Annotated in this window: 19 protein-coding genes; 4 read left to right on the top strand and 15 right to left on the bottom strand. The window is 32.1% G+C overall.

Features of this window, described 5'->3' with window-relative positions:
- Positions 1-8: 8 nt before the first annotated feature.
- The 7 genes from ISP73_01405 to ISP73_01435 form a co-directional block, all read right to left on the bottom strand.
- The gene (locus tag ISP73_01405) at positions 9-893 is read right to left on the bottom strand and encodes a hypothetical protein (protein MBL6657239.1); all 885 of its coding nucleotides are present in this window, start codon (positions 891-893) and stop codon (positions 9-11) included.
- A gap of 41 nt (positions 894-934) precedes the next feature.
- The gene (gene dnaN / locus ISP73_01410; GenBank protein MBL6657240.1) at positions 935-2056 is read right to left on the bottom strand and encodes a DNA polymerase III subunit beta; all 1122 of its coding nucleotides are present in this window, start codon (positions 2054-2056) and stop codon (positions 935-937) included.
- 70 nt (positions 2057-2126) lie between these two features.
- Entirely contained in the window at positions 2127-3125 is a 999-nt protein-coding gene (locus tag ISP73_01415; GenBank protein ID MBL6657241.1) for a DUF4340 domain-containing protein, read from the bottom strand.
- The gene (gene gldG / locus ISP73_01420) at positions 3122-4846 is read right to left on the bottom strand and encodes a gliding motility-associated ABC transporter substrate-binding protein GldG (protein MBL6657242.1); all 1725 of its coding nucleotides are present in this window, start codon (positions 4844-4846) and stop codon (positions 3122-3124) included. The genes ISP73_01415 and gldG overlap by 4 nt, the downstream gene beginning before the upstream one ends.
- The gene (locus tag ISP73_01425; protein MBL6657243.1) at positions 4843-5571 is read right to left on the bottom strand and encodes an ABC transporter permease subunit; all 729 of its coding nucleotides are present in this window, start codon (positions 5569-5571) and stop codon (positions 4843-4845) included. The genes gldG and ISP73_01425 overlap by 4 nt, the downstream gene beginning before the upstream one ends.
- A gap of 10 nt (positions 5572-5581) precedes the next feature.
- Positions 5582-5869 (bottom strand): antibiotic biosynthesis monooxygenase, encoded by a 288-nt coding sequence (locus ISP73_01430; protein MBL6657244.1) that lies wholly within the window; start codon positions 5867-5869, stop codon positions 5582-5584.
- Entirely contained in the window at positions 5862-6650 is a 789-nt protein-coding gene (locus ISP73_01435; protein ID MBL6657245.1) for an SAM-dependent chlorinase/fluorinase, read from the bottom strand. The genes ISP73_01430 and ISP73_01435 overlap by 8 nt, the downstream gene beginning before the upstream one ends.
- 106 nt (positions 6651-6756) lie before the next feature.
- Here ISP73_01435 and ISP73_01440 point away from each other — a divergent pair, with 106 nt between their 5' ends.
- Together ISP73_01440 and ISP73_01445 are read left to right on the top strand one after the other, a co-directional pair.
- On the top strand, positions 6757-7698 hold the full coding sequence (locus ISP73_01440) for a PhoH family protein (GenBank protein MBL6657246.1): 942 nt from the start codon (positions 6757-6759) through the stop codon (positions 7696-7698).
- On the top strand, positions 7695-8642 hold the full coding sequence (locus tag ISP73_01445; protein ID MBL6657247.1) for a phosphoribosylaminoimidazolesuccinocarboxamide synthase: 948 nt from the start codon (positions 7695-7697) through the stop codon (positions 8640-8642). The genes ISP73_01440 and ISP73_01445 overlap by 4 nt, the downstream gene beginning before the upstream one ends.
- Positions 8643-8670: 28 nt before the next feature.
- Here the strand turns inward: ISP73_01445 and ISP73_01450 are convergent, their stop codons facing one another.
- Positions 8671-9390 carry a pirin family protein gene (locus ISP73_01450; protein ID MBL6657248.1) on the bottom strand — a complete coding sequence of 240 codons (720 nt, stop codon included), beginning with the start codon at positions 9388-9390 and terminating at the stop codon, positions 8671-8673.
- A 64-nt stretch (positions 9391-9454) separates the two neighbouring features.
- Here ISP73_01450 and ISP73_01455 point away from each other — a divergent pair, with 64 nt between their 5' ends.
- Positions 9455-9631, top strand: a complete 177-nt coding sequence (locus ISP73_01455; protein MBL6657249.1) for a hypothetical protein — start codon at positions 9455-9457, stop codon at positions 9629-9631.
- Positions 9632-9635: 4 nt separating this feature from the next.
- On the opposite strand, the gene ISP73_01460 is transcribed toward ISP73_01455, so the two are convergent.
- The 6 genes from ISP73_01460 to ISP73_01485 are packed head-to-tail and all read right to left on the bottom strand — an operon-like array spanning position 9636 to position 14848.
- Positions 9636-10274: a YggS family pyridoxal phosphate-dependent enzyme gene (locus ISP73_01460; GenBank protein MBL6657250.1), complete on the bottom strand. Its 639-nt coding sequence runs from the start codon at positions 10272-10274 to the stop codon at positions 9636-9638.
- Positions 10274-11503 carry a DUF1015 domain-containing protein gene (locus tag ISP73_01465; protein MBL6657251.1) on the bottom strand — a complete coding sequence of 410 codons (1230 nt, stop codon included), beginning with the start codon at positions 11501-11503 and terminating at the stop codon, positions 10274-10276. The genes ISP73_01460 and ISP73_01465 overlap by 1 nt, the downstream gene beginning before the upstream one ends.
- A 44-nt stretch (positions 11504-11547) precedes the next feature.
- Positions 11548-12504 carry a D-2-hydroxyacid dehydrogenase gene (locus ISP73_01470; GenBank protein MBL6657252.1) on the bottom strand — a complete coding sequence of 319 codons (957 nt, stop codon included), beginning with the start codon at positions 12502-12504 and terminating at the stop codon, positions 11548-11550.
- Positions 12504-13571: a 3-phosphoserine/phosphohydroxythreonine transaminase gene (gene serC / locus ISP73_01475; GenBank protein MBL6657253.1), complete on the bottom strand. Its 1068-nt coding sequence runs from the start codon at positions 13569-13571 to the stop codon at positions 12504-12506. Before serC ends, ISP73_01470 begins: the two co-directional genes overlap by 1 nt.
- A gap of 38 nt (positions 13572-13609) precedes the next feature.
- Complete coding sequence (locus ISP73_01480; protein MBL6657254.1) at positions 13610-14500, bottom strand: hypothetical protein; 891 nt, start codon at positions 14498-14500, stop codon at positions 13610-13612.
- Positions 14501-14848: a 4Fe-4S dicluster domain-containing protein gene (locus ISP73_01485; GenBank protein ID MBL6657255.1), complete on the bottom strand. Its 348-nt coding sequence runs from the start codon at positions 14846-14848 to the stop codon at positions 14501-14503.
- Positions 14849-14905: 57 nt separating this feature from the next.
- On the opposite strand from ISP73_01485, the gene ISP73_01490 reads away from it, so the two are divergent.
- Positions 14906-15922 carry an acyl-CoA reductase gene (locus ISP73_01490; protein ID MBL6657256.1) on the top strand — a complete coding sequence of 339 codons (1017 nt, stop codon included), beginning with the start codon at positions 14906-14908 and terminating at the stop codon, positions 15920-15922.
- Here ISP73_01490 and ISP73_01495 read toward each other — a convergent pair.
- A complete protein-coding gene (locus ISP73_01495; GenBank protein MBL6657257.1) occupies positions 15919-17391 on the bottom strand; it encodes a hypothetical protein in 1473 nt (490 codons plus the stop codon). The two genes, ISP73_01490 and ISP73_01495, sit on opposite strands and share 4 nt — an antisense overlap.
- Positions 17392-17393: the final 2 nt, after the last annotated feature.

A 17393-nucleotide genomic window follows, 5' to 3' on the forward strand; every position in this document is an offset into this window, starting at 1 on the left:
CTTTTTTCTTAGAAATAGTAGGATAGACCTACGGAGAAGTTAATTCCTGAACCCGTCAACGTACGTTCAGTCATTTTTTCTCCCATATCCGTAACACTTAGTATTGGATGAGGAGTTTCTTCTTTTGAAGTCATAGTTGTGTTGTACATAAAGTAATTGAACTGTGGTTCAACACTAAATTTATCAGATACAAAAGCACAAAATCCAAGACCTACATTAATAGTTCCTGATAAAATATCAGTTATAGAGGATACTGAGCTGATAGCATCTTTCATTTCTTCTTTACCTGACGAATATCTGTATGAACCATCAACGAAAATTGAATTACCTTTTCTAAGTTTGAAATTATACCTTAAAAATGGAGATATACTCAATAGCGATTTTGAATAAGTTATATCGTTATTGGCAGAGGCAGCTAATAAACTATAAAGTTCAAAATAGTGATTGGCATACGAATTTCCATTAGTAGCAACACCAGGAAGACCTGTAAACCAAACATTAGTTAAACTATCTGTAAGGCTAGCACTCGTTAATTTTGAATCTTCATTTGTTTTAAATAGACTAGTTTCATTGTCATATCCAAAACCTAAACCAACCATAAATCTATCGGCAACAAAGTATCCAGTTTTGAAATTGACATTAAACTCACTTTGTTTGTCCTGATCTAATTTGTAGGTGTAAGGAAATAAAAAGCCAAGATTTAAACTATCAGTCTCATTTACTAGAGTATCACTAAAACCAGTAAAGGTAACATCGATAGTATTTTCAGAATTGCTACTTGAGCTAAAGTTAATGTTGCTACTTGAAGCACCAAAAAACCAATTACCTTTTTCATGTTGTGAATACACTTGTGTGCTAAATGCTACAAACATGATTAAAAGAACTTTTTTCATAATTTTTGAAGTGTTTATTTGTTCGCTAATATAGTTAAGAATTATTGATTAAGCATTACAGGCATTACGAGCATCAATACATCTTCGTTTTCTGAAACGCCATCTTGAGGTATTATAATGCCTGCTCTATTTGGAGAACTCATCTCTAAATTAATTTGCTCAGATTCTAAATTATTAAGCATTTCTAACAAAAAACGAGAATTGAAACCTATTTCTACATCATCGCCAATGTATTGACAACTCAATCTTTCAAATGCTTCATTTGAAAAGTCTAAATCTTCAGACGAAATCTGTAATTCAGAACCAGCAATCTTTAATCTGATTTGGTGAGTAGACTTACTGGCAAATATTCCAACTCTTCGTATAGAATTGTAAAACTCTAATCGGTCAATAGTTAAAACATTTGGATTTTCTTTTGGTATAACGGCCTCATAATTAGGGTATTTTCCATCAATTAGTCGACAGATTAATTCAAGATTATCAAACTTAAAATAAGCGTTAGTCTCATTGTATTCAATAGTAACTTCTGAATCGTTGACTAGTGTATTCTTTAAAAGTGTAAGCGGTTTTTTAGGTAAGATAAAGGATACAGTATTTTCAGCATTTGCATCATTACGTTTGTATTTTACTAATTTGTGAGCATCTGTTGCTACAAAAGTGCAACCATCTGATGACATTTCACAAAATACTCCTGACATGATTGGTCTCAACTCATCGTTTCCTGTTGCAAATAATGTTTTGTTTATTGCTGAAGCAAGTACTAGTGAAGACATCATAGTGCTTGATGATGATTCCATAGAGGGTGTTTTTGGAAATTCATCGCCATTTTGTCCAGCCAGTTTAAACTTTCCGTTTTCAGAACCTATTTCAATTCCATAAGTTGATTCATCAATAAGGAAGGTGAGTGGTTGGTCTGAAAAGGTTTTCAAAGTTTCCAACAGTAGTTTGGCAGGAATGGCAATATTACCATCTTCATTTGCCTCTGCATTTTCCACTTTGGTTTTCATGGTTGTTTCCAAGTCTGAAGCGGAAATGCTAAGGGTGTTACTGGAAATATCGAATAAAAAGTTATCCAGAATTGGAAGAGTATTACTAGAGTTTAAAACTCCACTTATACTTTGTAATTGTTTTAGTAGTTGTGCACTAGAAACTATAAATTTCATGTCTATTTTCTAAATAATGTTATCAAACAAATATATAAGATTTACCTTCTTATAAAAGTTAAATTTCTAACTACTTTTCAACATTAAATTGAGCTGATTTCAGTAATATTTTATCAAATACATAGAACTGAATGAGCATTAAGTCATCCTTAAATTTTGCGTACATTCTATCCACATCGTATTCTTGTTTTACTCCGTCAAGTTGCAAGTATTCTTCTTTTTCGGGTTTTTTATGAAATGACTGAAGAGTAGTGATGTTGTTGTTTATATCCTCAATTGTAATAATATGAAATGATTGACTGTTAAAAATGGAGTCTTTCTTTGAGAAGTTATTCATAAAGCCCTCGCAATTAACATTTTTAAATAAGTCAAAATATTGTTTTCCATTTTTTAGAGGAATACGCTTGGTAATATTATTTCTACTGAAGAAGTATTCTCCTTCATTAATGTAAATACTGAATGACTCTTTTTCATTGTCATTATTTTTCACACTAACAGATTTTATTTCTTCTGCTTTAAAATTAAAAATATTACGATTTCTCCACAAATCTACCTTAACGACTGCACCATCAATGTTATATCTAGGGGCAAGGAATCCATTAAAACCCGGAATGTATACAGCATAGGCTCTACTGGAATTTTCCATAATCATATAGCTTCCAATCATATCTTTCGTTTCACCACCTACATAATAGGTTTTAAATGCTTTTTCTTTATCATCGGTGAAAATCTCAACTTTCACAGCATTTGTAGATAGGTTTTTAATGATTTTATCATGCATACTGTTGCTTACAGGATGCTTTACCTCAATAGTTTTAATAGTTTTAAGTAAATATTCAATTGCGTCAGCACGAACTGTGTATTTATTGTCTACTAGCCATTGACCATTTGATTTATTAAGAGTAACTGTATTATCAAATCTATCTGCAAAGAACACTTTAGTAATTGAAGATGTGTCTTCTATGGCGAAGTTTTTGAGTTCTTTTTGAATAGCTGTCTTGTGATTACTTTTGTAAAATGCTACAATAGCTAGTGTAATTAACAGAATTACTATTATTATCTTCTTCATCTGTATTGTCGTTTTCGTCTTAAAAGTAATAAAGAAATAATTATGCTCATTATAAATATTGGCAATAGAGTATTGATTAATTGCCACTTAAGTTTATTCTCTTTAATTTCCTTTTTATTCAGTAATCTTAGATTGATCTCTTTGGCTCTGATATTTATAATATTATTGTTTCCTAGAATATAATTTAATGCATTAACAATCATTCGCTTATTACCCAAATATTGTGTGTTACTGTAATGATTATAGCCTAATGGATACGATAGACCAGATGAATTCACGTGGTTTTTTATTAAATCACCATCGCCAAACACAATCATTTTATTTGCTTTACTCTGGTTTAAGGGCTTCAACTTATCATCATTAGGTGCTAGTCTGTTCGTAAATACTGATTCAAATTTACCTTCTAATAAATAGCCGACTGGAATTTTCCCATGATTATATTGTTCAATTGATGGATTTTGCTCTAGTATATTAAGGCTTACTCTGTGTGGGGCTTTTGGTAATTTGCTGTATGGAGAAGAGAATAAAAGAGGTGTTTTTTTAATATTCTTGGCACTAACCGTATCAACAGAGCTTACAAAAGAACTTTTTATGCCATCAATATTTTTGACTATTGGGTGCTTACTTTTTGGGATAAAAATAGGGTGGTAGAGCCAAGGAAGTAATTGTTGTTGTGGTACATCACCCTGATAGCCAACAATAATTGGAATGTTATCGGCTTGAAAATCCATTACCAAATCATAGTTAACCCTAAGGCCATACTTGAATAGCATATCGGTTAAATTTAAATCATTGGGTATTGCCATTGAGTAAGGTGCATTGCCCTTCAGACTATCCATATCCATAATTACTCCATCGATAAACCAAATGGTTTTACCGCCATTCATTATGTATTGGTCAATAAGGAACTTATCAACTTTAGTGAATTTTTGTGTTGGCTTAGCAATGATAATAGCTTCAAACTTATTTAATCTATTTAGCTGATTTATTAAAGAAGGTGAGCCATTAGCCTCTAATTCATAGTCTTTTATATTAAATCTTTGAACATTAAAATATTCAGATAATGAGCCTTTAACTTGACCTAGTGAATGACTTATATCAGCTGTTTCAAGCTCATTTAATTCATTATTTCCCTCTAGAAATGCAATAGAGGGTTTATTATTATTCATGAGTTTAAAAAGCGCATTAGTGAGCTCAAATTCAATATCTTCAATTGAATTATTTAAAACATTTTCTGGGTTTGTTCCAATTTGATTTTGAAGAAGATTTAGGGATTGACTTCTTCCTTTATAATAGACAATAGCACCAGGAAAAATAATCTGTTCACTATTTCCATTATTTTCTTGTACTTGTAGATTTGTAGGTTCTAATCCATTTTCAGAAAGTTCTGTGTATAATTTATTACGTTCATCAATAGAGCTAAAATCGTTCGTGTTGATGAATTCATACTCAATAAGTGAAGAGTAATTTCTAAACTCATCTAAAATATCTTTAGTCGAATTCTTAAGACGAATAAAGCCCGAAGGCAAGTCGCCATCTAGATATACTTTTACGTAAGCAATATCATCTAAAGAGGATACAACATCTTTGGTTGTGTCATTTAATGAATGTCTTTTTTCTTCAGTTAAGTCTATCCTAAAGAAGAAAAAACTAGCCACAATATTCAAAAGGATTATTATAAATATATTTAATAGCAGTTGTTTATTCAAGTACGCTCTCATCTTTCCTTTCGTATTGAATGAATAGTTAGTTGAAAAAACAATGCGATGAGTGACAAGAAGTATATGATATCTCTACTATCAATAACTCCCTTGCTAAGACTATTATAATGGTAATTAATACCAATATAATTGATAGCTAATTCTATTTTTCCATTTGGTATTTCACTTGCAATTAAATCAAAACCAAAGTAGAAAAAGCTACAAATGATAATGGCTATTAAAAAAGAAGTAATTTGATTATTAGTGGTTGATGATGCAAATACGCCTATGGAAACAAATAAACTTGAAAGTAGCAATAATCCAATATAAGAACCAATAATTCCAGCGGAATCAACATTTCCTGGAGTGTCTGAGAGCTGGTAAATACTGTAAAAATAAACTAGAGTAGGAGTGATTGACATTAAAGTAATTATAATCCCTGAAAAATACTTGGATAATACAAGTGTAGAATTTGATATTGGCAACGTTTTTAGTCTTTCTATGGTGCCTTCTTTATATTCATCAGAAAACAGTCTCATCGTAAGTGCGGGAATGAAAACTATAAATAGAAATGGCGAAAGACTAAAAAGCCCATCCATCTGAGAAAATCCTGAATTGATAATGTTAAAGTCAGTAGAAATTACCCATAGAAATGCACTATTCGCTAATAAAAAACTAAGAATTATGATAGTCCCTGAGGCGTGACTAAAGAATGTATTAAGTTCTTTTTTTAATAATGCAATCATTAGGCAAATATTATAAAATCTCGATAAGACTCCAAGCCAATGGCTTATTATTAAATAGTAATTTCACTTTACTCCAAACAGAATTAAAAAAATCAGAATTTCTATATGAATTCAGATGATTTTCGCTTTTCCACAAGCTATGTGTAAAAAATGTGCATTCATCGTCCACATCTTGAAGTAATTGAACAGATTCACAACCGTCAAAGGATAGGATTTGACTTTTATTCTTTTCAAAGTAATGTTTGAAGTCTTCTACTTTAGTAGGCATTATTTCAAGTTTTACTATTCGTTTAATCATAGAATTCAATTCTTACTGTATCGTTTATTTCAAGCCCCATTAATGATGAAGCAGACCCCATGTTAAGAGAAATTACAAGGTTACCAGTAGAAATGAACATTGCCATAGCATCTCCTAATGGTACTTCATTGAATCTCTTTTTAATACTACTTAGCGAATAATGTTCTTTATTCCCTAGGTGAATAGAATATTTCCTTCCTTTTGCCACATCATTAAATAATCGTTGATTTATATTGGTTATGGCATTCCCGTAATGGTCTATATGAATGATTGATCCTCTAATGCTGTTTCTTTCGTGTAAAGCAACTAGTTTTGAACTTTTATTAATGAAATCATCCGCTGGCGAGCCAATCAGTTCAAGAGTTCCTCCGCGTGCAATATGGCAAGCAGCTTTTACAAAAACATCTTTTATGGGAAAATTTTCATTATCAGACTCAGAAGGCGTTGTAATGTGAACAATTTTATCAGCTTTAATATCTAAAAGTAAGGAGAATAAGCCATTATCAGTACCTATAAAATAATGTTCGTCAGCATAAACTGCAATATGAGGTGTATTTTCACTAGCCTCAGCATTTACACCAATGATATGAATACTACCTTGAGGAAAGTCTTTATAAACATTTTTTAATACAAATGCAGCGTGTAAAACGTTGAAAGTCGGAATGTTATGACTGATGTCAATAATATTTACCGACTCTAATTGCCTCAATATGTTTGCTTTAACAGCACTAACATAGTGATCTGTATTGCCCAAGTCTGTGGTAAGTGTAATTATTGGCATAATGTTGATAAATTAATCTAAATATTTATCACAAAAGTTGTTATTTTGTCCATTCAAAAGTAAGTATAAATTTAATGGATTCGAACATAATATTCAAGTACAGTAAATGAGTGAAAAAATAATTGATTTAAAGGGTATAAACCCTATTGATATTTACGGCACTAACAACAAGACTTTGTTGTTTATACTTGATTTTTTCCCTAAAGTAAAAGTAGTTGCAAGAGGAAATACTTTAAAACTTATTGGTGATGATGAATCTGTGACCTATTTTGAGTCAAAGTTTAATCTTATGTTGGCTCACTATTCAAAATATCAGCGTTTGACTCATAGTAATATTGAACGTATTATTTTAGAAGACAGTGTTGTTTTGGAAGGGAATAACGATGTGCTCCTTCATGGTACTCATGGACGGATAATAAAGGCCAAAACTACCAATCAGAGAAAGATGGTAGAAGAATCTTTAAAAAACGATATGTTATTTGCTGTAGGGCCAGCAGGAACAGGTAAGACTTACACCGCTGTTGCTATTGCAGTAAAAGCATTGAAAAATAAAGAGGTTAGACGCATTATTCTTTCTAGACCAGCAGTAGAAGCTGGAGAAAATCTAGGCTTTTTACCAGGTGATTTAAAAGAAAAGTTAGATCCATACTTACAGCCTCTTTATGATGCTTTGAGGGATATGATTCCTGCAGAAAAACTTAATGAATTTCTAGATAATAGAATTATTGAAATTGCACCTCTTGCTTTTATGAGAGGACGTACATTAGATAATGCATTTGTGATATTAGATGAAGCACAAAATTCAACTAAGCAGCAGATGAAAATGTTTCTTACTAGAATGGGTAGAGTAGCTAAGTTTATAATTACTGGAGATGAAACACAAATTGATTTACCACAAAAACAGCCTTCAGGTCTTTTAGAGGCTTTGCATGTACTAAAAGGAGTGAAGGGAATTAGTGTAATAAAACTTGATGACAAAGACGTCATTCGCCATGAGTTAGTTAAAAAAATTATTAAAGCGTACAAAGCAAAACAAGAAGAAAAATGAGTAATGTAATTATTAAAACAGATTTTAATTTTCCAAACCAAACTCACTTATACAAAGGTAAAGTGAGAGACGTTTATTCAATTGGAGAAAACCAATTGGTAATGATAGCTTCAGACAGAATTTCTGCATTTGACCACGTATTGCCACAGGGTATTCCCTACAAAGGACAGGTACTAAGTCAAATTGCTTCTAAATTTTTGGATGCTACTTCAGATATTGTTCAAAACTGGAAAGAAGAAACTCCAGACCCATCAGTAACTGTTGGAAAAAGGTGTGAGCCTTTTAAGGTTGAGATGGTAATTAGAGGGTACCTAACCGGTCATGCTTGGAGAGAGTACAGAGATGGTAAGCGAATGCTTTGTGGAGTTCCAATGCCTGACGGAATGGTTGAAAATCAAAAATTTGAGGAAGCAATAATTACCCCAACTACAAAAGCGGAAGTAGGTCACGATGAGGATATTTCTAGAGAAGAAATTTTAAATCAAGGTTTAGTTTCTGAAGCAGATTATGTTCTTTTAGAGAAATATACCAAAGAATTATTTGAAAGGGGAACTGAAATTGCAAAGGAAAAAGGGTTGATTTTAGTAGATACTAAATATGAATTTGGAAAAGACTCAAATGGAGAAATCACTTTAATTGATGAAATTCATACACCAGACTCTTCTAGGTATTTTTATATTGATGGTTACAAGGAAAACTTAGAAGCTGGAAACCCACAAAAGCAGTTGTCAAAAGAATTTGTTAGACAATGGCTAATTGAAAATGGTTTTCAAGGAAAAGAAGGGCAAAGTATTCCAGAAATGAGCCCAGAATTTTGTAATTCTGTTTCTGAAAGGTATATCGAATTATTTGAACATATTACTGGAGACAAATTCGTTAAAGAAGATGTTTCAGATGTCCTCAAACGAGTTGAGAGTAATATCAACAACTATTTGAATCAATAAACAAAAGCCCCGTTAAGGGGCTTTTTTATTAGTAAACAGGATAAGATGTGGTAGTAGGGGACTTAATGCAAAGCAATCTACCTTTACTTATTACATTAAATTTTATTGAAGCTTCATTTTCAATAATTAAGAAATCATGCCTTTTGGCTTGTGTTGATTCATTTTTTAATTCCCCCTCAATAATATATATAGAATAGTAGAACTCATCTTCAAAGTCTAACTTAAGACTATCGCTATCGAATTCTATAAAATCTATTTCTATACCCTCTGCTTCTAGTTGTATTGGTGATTCATCACCAACAATAGTGGTTTTATTTCCATTTTTTGGCAATTCACTGTGTTGAACATCAATGTATTTTGCGTTCTGTTGCAGAGTTTTTCTTAAGTCAGGAATAAACCAAATTTGAAAAATTGAGGCATCTTTCTTTAAAGCTTCAGCATGTGAAATTCCTCCCCCAGATTGAATAAGCTGAACATCTCCTTTTTTAAGTGGAATCCACTTTTGCAATAAGGTGTCGTAATGAATGATTTCTCCTTCAAGAACAATGGACATTATTTCAAACCCTTTGTGAGGATGTAATCCTATAACACTGTCTTTTTGTGCCGTAGCGTGTGCCCAATAAAAGATATTGGAATATGGTTTTAATTTCCCTCCATCTTGGGGAAATCCAATGGGCTTATTCTCTATAATTTCTCCATTATTGAATTCTCCGTAGGCTTGTTGAGATTTAGTGAACAGATTTATCATATTTTTGTAGTCAAGTTGAGTACAAATATCTTAATAAACATTTAAAAAGTCCATTATGAAAAAGATGAGAACAGTAAATAAGCGTGAAATAGAGGAATTGGAAAAGCCTGTTGAGTTAAAACTCATTACTAAATGCCCAACAAAATGGATTCTTATTGATGAAGAAACAGGTCAAGTTTATAGAGGTTCGAATTCTACTGAAGTAGGAAAAATGTGGGAATTAATTCGTCCACAGAAATAAAGTCTTATCTATTGCCAAAAATAGAGGAGCCAATCCTGACCATATTACTCCCTTCTTCAATGGCAATAGAGTAATCACCACTCATACCCATTGAAAGAATAGAAAAAGTCGTCTGACTTTCTTTAATCTCATCATAGATGTTTTTCAAGTACTTAAACTCTTCTCGTATTTGGTTTTTATCTTCAGTGAATGTAGCCATTCCCATAAGGCCTTTAATAGATACATTAGGAAATTCACAGTTAAGAATTTCAATAACACCATTTTTGTCTAACCCAAATTTATTTTCTTCTTGTGCGATGTGAACTTGAAGCAGACAGGGTATAATTCTATTGTTTTGCTTGGCTCGTTTATTGATTTCTTTTATGAGTTTAATCGAATCAACTGCATGTATAAGTCTAACAAATGGTGCAATATACTTTACCTTGTTAGTCTGAAGGTGCCCAATCATGTGCCATTCAATGTCTTTTGGTAATGATTCCTCTTTTTCAACAAGCTCTTGAACTTTATTTTCACCAAAAATTCGTTGACCAGCATTATAAGCTTCTAGAATCAATTCATTAGGTTTAGTTTTGGAAACGGCTACCAAATGAACATTGTTTGCTAAGGTTTTATGTAGATGGAGTATGTGCTCTTTTACAGACATTAATCAGTAAGGTTATAGATTATCATACCACTTCGAAGTTTAGGTTGTATATAGGTGCTTTTTGGAGGCATTGACCTGCCATTGTCGGCAACTTCTTTTAATTGATTAAAATTAACAGCTTTGAGTATAAACGCCAATTCATATTCTTTGCTATCAACTTTATTCTCAATGTCTTTTAAATCAATACTACCGTCAGCGAAGGCAAGACGTTTATCATTTCTTGGGTCTTTAATTCCTAATATAGGGTCTAGTATATTATTGGATAGGATAGATGGGTCTAATTTTTCCACACAATCCTCTCTATCAACATATTCACTTTTTGCCACCATTGAATACCATTGATTTTCTAGATACATAGCAATTTCATCTTTTTCTTTTGGCTGAATGGCTTTATCAACTTTTTGAACAGTATATTTTTCTTCAACATATGTAAGAAATTCATCTTTATTTAGACCGTTTAAATCTTTAACTAATCTGTTGAAATTAATGATTTTAAGTTGGTCTTCTGCAATGAGATAACTCATGCAAAAGTCTTTATTTGAGGAGTTTATGTGATTTTTTTCTTTGTAAATAAGGCTAGAAGATGCAAATCTATGATGACCATCTGCAATATATAAATTCTCTACTTCAGCAAAGGCTTTTTGTATGGTCGAAATGTCATTATCATTATTCACTAGCCATAATTTATGTAAGGATCTATTGGTAGTTGTGAATTCGTATTCGGCTCGTTTATTTGAATATTCCTTAATAAGCTGATCTATTGTTTTGTGATTGGGGTAGGTCAATAGTACAGCCTCAGCATTAAAGCCAGTTATATCTAGGTATTTTTTAAATAGGTGTTCTCTTTTTTCAATGGTTTGTTCATGAATTTTGATTTTCCCATTAATATAATCTTCAACGCTTGACGCACCAATAATTCCTATAAAAGATTGTCCATTTTCTTTAATCTTCTGATAGATGTAAAAATGCTTTTTATTATCGTTAATGAATATGCCTTTATTCTTAAAGTCTTCAAATTTTGCTTTAACAATATTAAACCTATCGGTATAATCTTTTGCTTTGTTCTTATCGTAAAAATCAGGATTAATGATGTGCAAAAAGGTGTATGGATTATTGTTTAACTTTTCATTAAGAGTTTCATCTGAGTAGGATAGGTATGAGCGTGTTGCTACAAGAGAAACCTTATCTCTAGTAGGACGAATCGCACAAAAAGGTACTACTGATGCCATTTGACTTTAGATTAGTTTAAGACTTTAAGATGAAAGTATAAAAATTAGTTGAAATACGATATAATCTTATCGGCTAATTCAACACCTATTCTATTTTGAGCTTCATTTGTTGCTGCTCCTATATGTGGAGTCAATGAAACATTTTGCTGCATTAAGAGTTTTACCTTTGGTGTAGGTTCATTGTCAAACACGTCTAGTCCAGCTCCAGAAACTTTACCAGAGTTTAGTGCATCTAATAGAGCTTCTTCATCAATTACACCCCCTCTAGCAGCATTGACTATACCAACGCCATCTTTCATCATTTCTAACTCTTCCTTTCCAATTACAGCTTTGTCTGATAGTTTTGGAATATGTAGCGTAAGGAAATCACACTCACTTATTACCTTTTCAAAGCTTGTAGTTTTTATGTTAAAAGTAGTTTTTTGTCCATCGAAGAAAGCAAGTTCAACATCAGCTTCTTTAATGAATTTATCATTAGCTATTACTTCCATTCCTAATCCAATCGCTCTTTTTGCTACTTCTTGTCCTATTCTTCCAAAACCAATGATACCAAGTTTTTTACCTTTCAGTTCTGACCCTTTGGCGTAAGCTTTTTTAAGGTCTTTGAATTTTGTGTCTCCTTCAAGTGGCATTTGTCTGTTTGAGTCGTATACAAATCGAACAAGATTAAACAAATGCGCGAAAACTAATTCTGCTACAGACTCAGATGAAGCCGCTGGCGTATTTATAACCTCTAAGCCTTTGTTTTTAGCGTATTCAACATCTATATTATCCATTCCAACACCACCACGTCCTATGAGCTTTAAATTAGGGCAAGCGTCAATTAATTCTTTTCTGGCTGTTGTAGCTGAACGAACTAGTAAAACATTAATATCTTTTTCGTTTATTACATTCGCTAATTGCTCTTGTGCTACTTTTTGAGTTATTACTTCAAAGCCTGCTGCTTCTAGTGTGTCTATTCCAGATTGAGAAATTCCGTCATTTGCAAGTACTTTTGTCATTATCCTTTTCGTTCTAATTCTTTCATTATATTAACTAACACTTGCACACTTTCTAATGGCATAGCGTTGTACATAGACGCTCTATATCCACCAACTGATCGGTGACCTTTTAATCCATTAATTCCACCTTCCTGGCACATTTTATTAAATTCTGATTCAAGCGCATCGTTTGTTAATAAAAATGTAGCGTTCATAGTAGAACGATCTTCAATGGCAGCACTGCCTTCAAAAATTGAACTAGAATCTATGAAGTTATAAAGTAAATCTGCTTTTTGATTATTTCTTTTTTCAATCCACTCAATTCCACCATTCTCTTTTAACCATCTTAGTGTCAGCATACTTACATAGATAGGAAAAACTGGAGGGGTATTAAACATACTCTCCTTCCTAATGTGAGTTCTGTAGTCAAGCATGGTAGGAATATCTCTACCAGTATGTCCTAATATATCATCTTTTACAATAACTAAAGTGGTCCCTGCTGGACCAAGATTTTTTTGTGCTCCTGCATAAATCAAATCGAAATCAGAAACATTAATTTTCCTGCTGAATATATCAGATGACATATCGCATACGATATTTACATCTGTTGATGGAAAATTCTTCATCTGAGTTCCAAAGATTGTATTGTTTGATGTGCAGTGAAAGTAATTGGCATCAGATGGTATAGTATACCCTTTGGGTATATAACTGTAGTTTTTATCTTTTGAACTGCCTACTACTTGAATATCGCCAAATAGTTTTGCTTCTTTAATTGCTTTTGATGACCATGCTCCTGTGTCAAGGTAAGCTGCTTTACCATCTGTTTTCATTAGGTTGTAAGCAACCATTAAGAACTCCATACTCGCACCTCCTTGAAGAAATAGTACAGAGTACCCTGAAGGAACATTAAGTGTTTCTTTTACTAAACTGATAGCTTCATCCATAACAGCAACAAAATCGGCACTTCTGTGTGAAATTTCAATCAATGAAAGGTCAAGGTTGTTGAAATTTAAAATAGAAGAGGATGCTTCTTTGAAAACTTGTTGTGGTAAAATGCAAGGACCAGCGCTAAAATTGTGCTTTTTCATATGTAAAAATTATGAATACAAAAATGAGGTATTATTATTTATTTTGGAAACAATCCAGAATCTATTTTTTTGATTTTTGGAACATTAACTTTTTGAGGATTTTCAATATCCTCTTTAAACTTAAATGAGCCGTTAACTAATTCAAATGCATTGATACTTCCATCTGGTACATAAAAGTCGTAAAGCCCTTCTAAATCGTCATTAATTGGTATCAAATTAGGGAAAGTGATTTGTTTGCTTTTATCGAAATACTTCATAGATACAGCTGCATCTTCCTTATATTCTAAAATGAATCGGTGTAATCGTTGTTTTTTATACCTAAAAATAGGCGCTCCAAATACTAAAGATTTGGAGGATATGGATAAAACATCAATTATTTTTTTGTTACTTCTTTCATCATTTCCATCCCAACCAAGTAGCAGGTAATAGGTTTTATTTCCTCTCTTAAAGGATGATAAGTGGTAGTATAAAGCCCCAATCCATTGGTTGTTTATGAGCTTAAGTGAATTAGCGCTTTTAACCTCGCCTAACATAGGTTCCAAATACTTTACTTGATACTTTTTCTTGTTATCAAAGTACTGAACAATAGCGTGATATTGATTGATATTATTATCTAGTGGGATATGCCAATTGATAATTCTTATTTTTTTATCATCGCTGGTTAGAATTGGGAAAAGAGTTGTCAGAGAATCAAAAGAATACTTCATGGACTTAGGGTCATCAAGAATTAAATCCCAAGTCTCTAAAAACGACTTGTGAGCATCTAACTTCTCATTGTCATTTTCACCATAAACTAATTGATTGGCAAAAGCCTTTAATTCACTTTCGTAAGAGGAAAAATCTGTCTTTTGTGCAAATACATTGACACTAATAAAAGCCGATAAAACGATAATAAAAAATTGAAATATGGCTTTGTGCTTATGTGACATTTATGAGTGTAAGAAATCTTTCTTTGATAATAACTCTGTTTCGGACTCTACATTGTCTTCATCAGCTACACAGCAATCAACAGGGCATACAGCAGCACACTGTGGCTCATCGTGAAAACCCATACACTCAGTACATTTGTCAGTAACGATATAGTACACATCGTAATCAATAGGATCTTGTGAGTCATCAGCGTCATATTCGCCACCACTTTTTGGAGTAACTATTCCATTTAGGGAAGTACCATCAGAAAAATGCCATTCCATACCACCTTCATAAATTGCATTATTAGGGCATTCAGGTTCACAAGCTCCACAGTTTATGCATTCGTCTGTAATTTTAATTGCCATTTTATAAAATCAAAAAGGTTAATAGTTTTATTTTGCAGGTACAAATATAACAAGAAAATGACGATTGAAAATAGAATTTCTGCTTTTGAAAAATTAGGAGATTTTTTAAATGGTTTTGTAAGTAGTAATAATGATAACAGTCATGAGTTAGAAAAAGCTATTCAACAGATTGTTTATAAAAATGGATGGTTTACTCCAGAAAACATTAGAAGTTCTATATCTGCTATATCCTTAAATTTAAACCATAAAAATTTATCCGAATGGCTTGCTAATTATTCTATTGATGCTTTCCCAAAAAATAGAATTTCAATTATAATGGCAGGAAATATTCCACTAGTTGGTTTTCATGATTTATTATGTGTTTTAATAAGTGGTAACATAGCTATGGTAAAGATGTCCTCTAAGGATAATCAATTACTTTCTATAATCATTGATGAGTTAATTAAGATAGAGCCAAACTTTTCTGAATTAATTCATATTACGCCTTCCTTCGTAAAAGATTTTGACGCTGTAATAGCCACTGGAAATAACGATTCTTTTAAACATTTTGATTATTATTTTAAAGATTATCCAAAAATATTGAGAAGAAGCAGAACATCAGTTGCTGTGATAGATGGCAATGAAACTCTGGAAGAGAGAAAATCTCTTGCTGCCGATGTCTTTATGTATTTTGGGTTAGGTTGCCGAAACGTGACCAAGTTATTTCTTCCAAGTGGTTATAATTTAGATTTACTTTTCGAAGTGTTTTATGAATATAAAGACGTTATACTCAATAATAAATACGCCAATAATTATGATTATTACAAAGCCATTTATTTAATGGGTAATCAAAAGATTACTGAAAATGGTTTTTTAATCCTTAAAGAGGATAAGGGATTACATTCTCCGGTAGGCGTATTAAATTATGAGTATTATGATGATTTAGAGTCTGTAAACATGGAATTGGATAGTCTAAACAATGATATTCAATGTGTAGTCAAAAAAGGTGGGATTCCATTTGGTAATGCTCAGTTTCCAAAACTGAACGATTATGCTGATGGTGTTGATACACTAGCTTTTCTAGAAAAAATCTAATTTACTCTTTCGTAAGCACCAATATCTGGGGCGTTGTCCCGGATGTTACCTAAAATATCAAGAGTGACAGAAGTTATTTTTCCAGCATTTAAGGCGGGAGACTCAGCACTAATCATAAAGTCTTGATCTACAGTGCTGTTAAAAATGTTTATATTAATATCAGTTTCAATACTATTCGTTTGGTTAAAAGCATTTAAAGAAGAATCTGGATGAATTTTCAATAAACAATGGTCAAACAAATAATTGAAGGCACCTGATGAATTATTCTGTAATTCTATTTCATGAACATTACTGCCATCAATAATGCAGTTAGTAAAAGTAGCCTCATTTAAATCTCTTATTTGAATAGTTCCGTTAATGTCTTCATAATAATTGTTTATTAGAACGGAAGGGGTGTTTCTACTACCAAATGAGTAATAGTTAGCAAACGTTGAATGTGTGAAATTATATTGACCTCCTATATTGAGAACAAGGCTGTATCTGCCACAATTTTTAATAACATTATTGTGACCATTTACATAACTTCCTTGAGCAAATAAACCAATATCACTCATATTTTCTATAATGGTATTATTTATTTCTAATGTTGGGTTAGCAGAATTACCAAGAGTATCAACCTTTATCCCAACAGTTCCATTTCTTATTATAGCATGATTTATTAGGTTGTTTTTACTGCCTTGGCACATCCATATTTGATCCCATTGACCTGGCGCATCGGCATACCATTGCTCTAATCGGTCTGCTTGAAAAACCACTTTATTATTTAAACTACCATTCACGATTAAAGTTCCACCATTATTACTTGCGCCTAGAATAGGGTTTCCTGAAATAATACCTGAATTTTTGTGAAAATAAATACGACTTCCTTCTTCGATTGTTAGTTTAGCATTGGGTTCAATTATCACATAGCCATAAATTACATGTGGTAAATCATTTGACCAAGTGGTATTTTCATCGATGGAATAATATCTAAAATTTAAAGTATCGGCATCACCAATAAATAAATTATTGGTAGGAGTATAAAAATTAGCATTTTGACCATAAGTTACAAGGTCAATGTCTTGTGTATTTCCATTAGTTACAAATTCAAGTTTATTGGTAACTAAATAGGGGAGTTGTGAAGAGTTTGGATTTATAGTAACTTCAATAAATACAAACATGCTGTCATTAGCAGCAAGTTTTATGTTCTGACTTTGTTCTATTGGCATTCCATCAATATTGACTCTATATACATTTAGAGGGTCATCATTAGAAAGGAAAATTCTCTCAATTGTTACAGGATTCGAATTGTAATTGTATACCACGAATTTTTTTGTAGCACTTCCAATAGTTGAAAAAACGGTGTCGAACAAGATAGAATCGTTAGAAAAAGATAGATTTCCTGGTCCACTTTCTTGAAAAAAGTCTTTTTGACAAGAGGCTATTGAAAGTAAAATTCCAAAAAATAGAATGAGTTTTCTGATATACATAT

The organism is Flavobacteriales bacterium, from assembly GCA_016779935.1.
Taxonomy (GTDB): Bacteria; Bacteroidota; Bacteroidia; order Flavobacteriales; family UBA7312.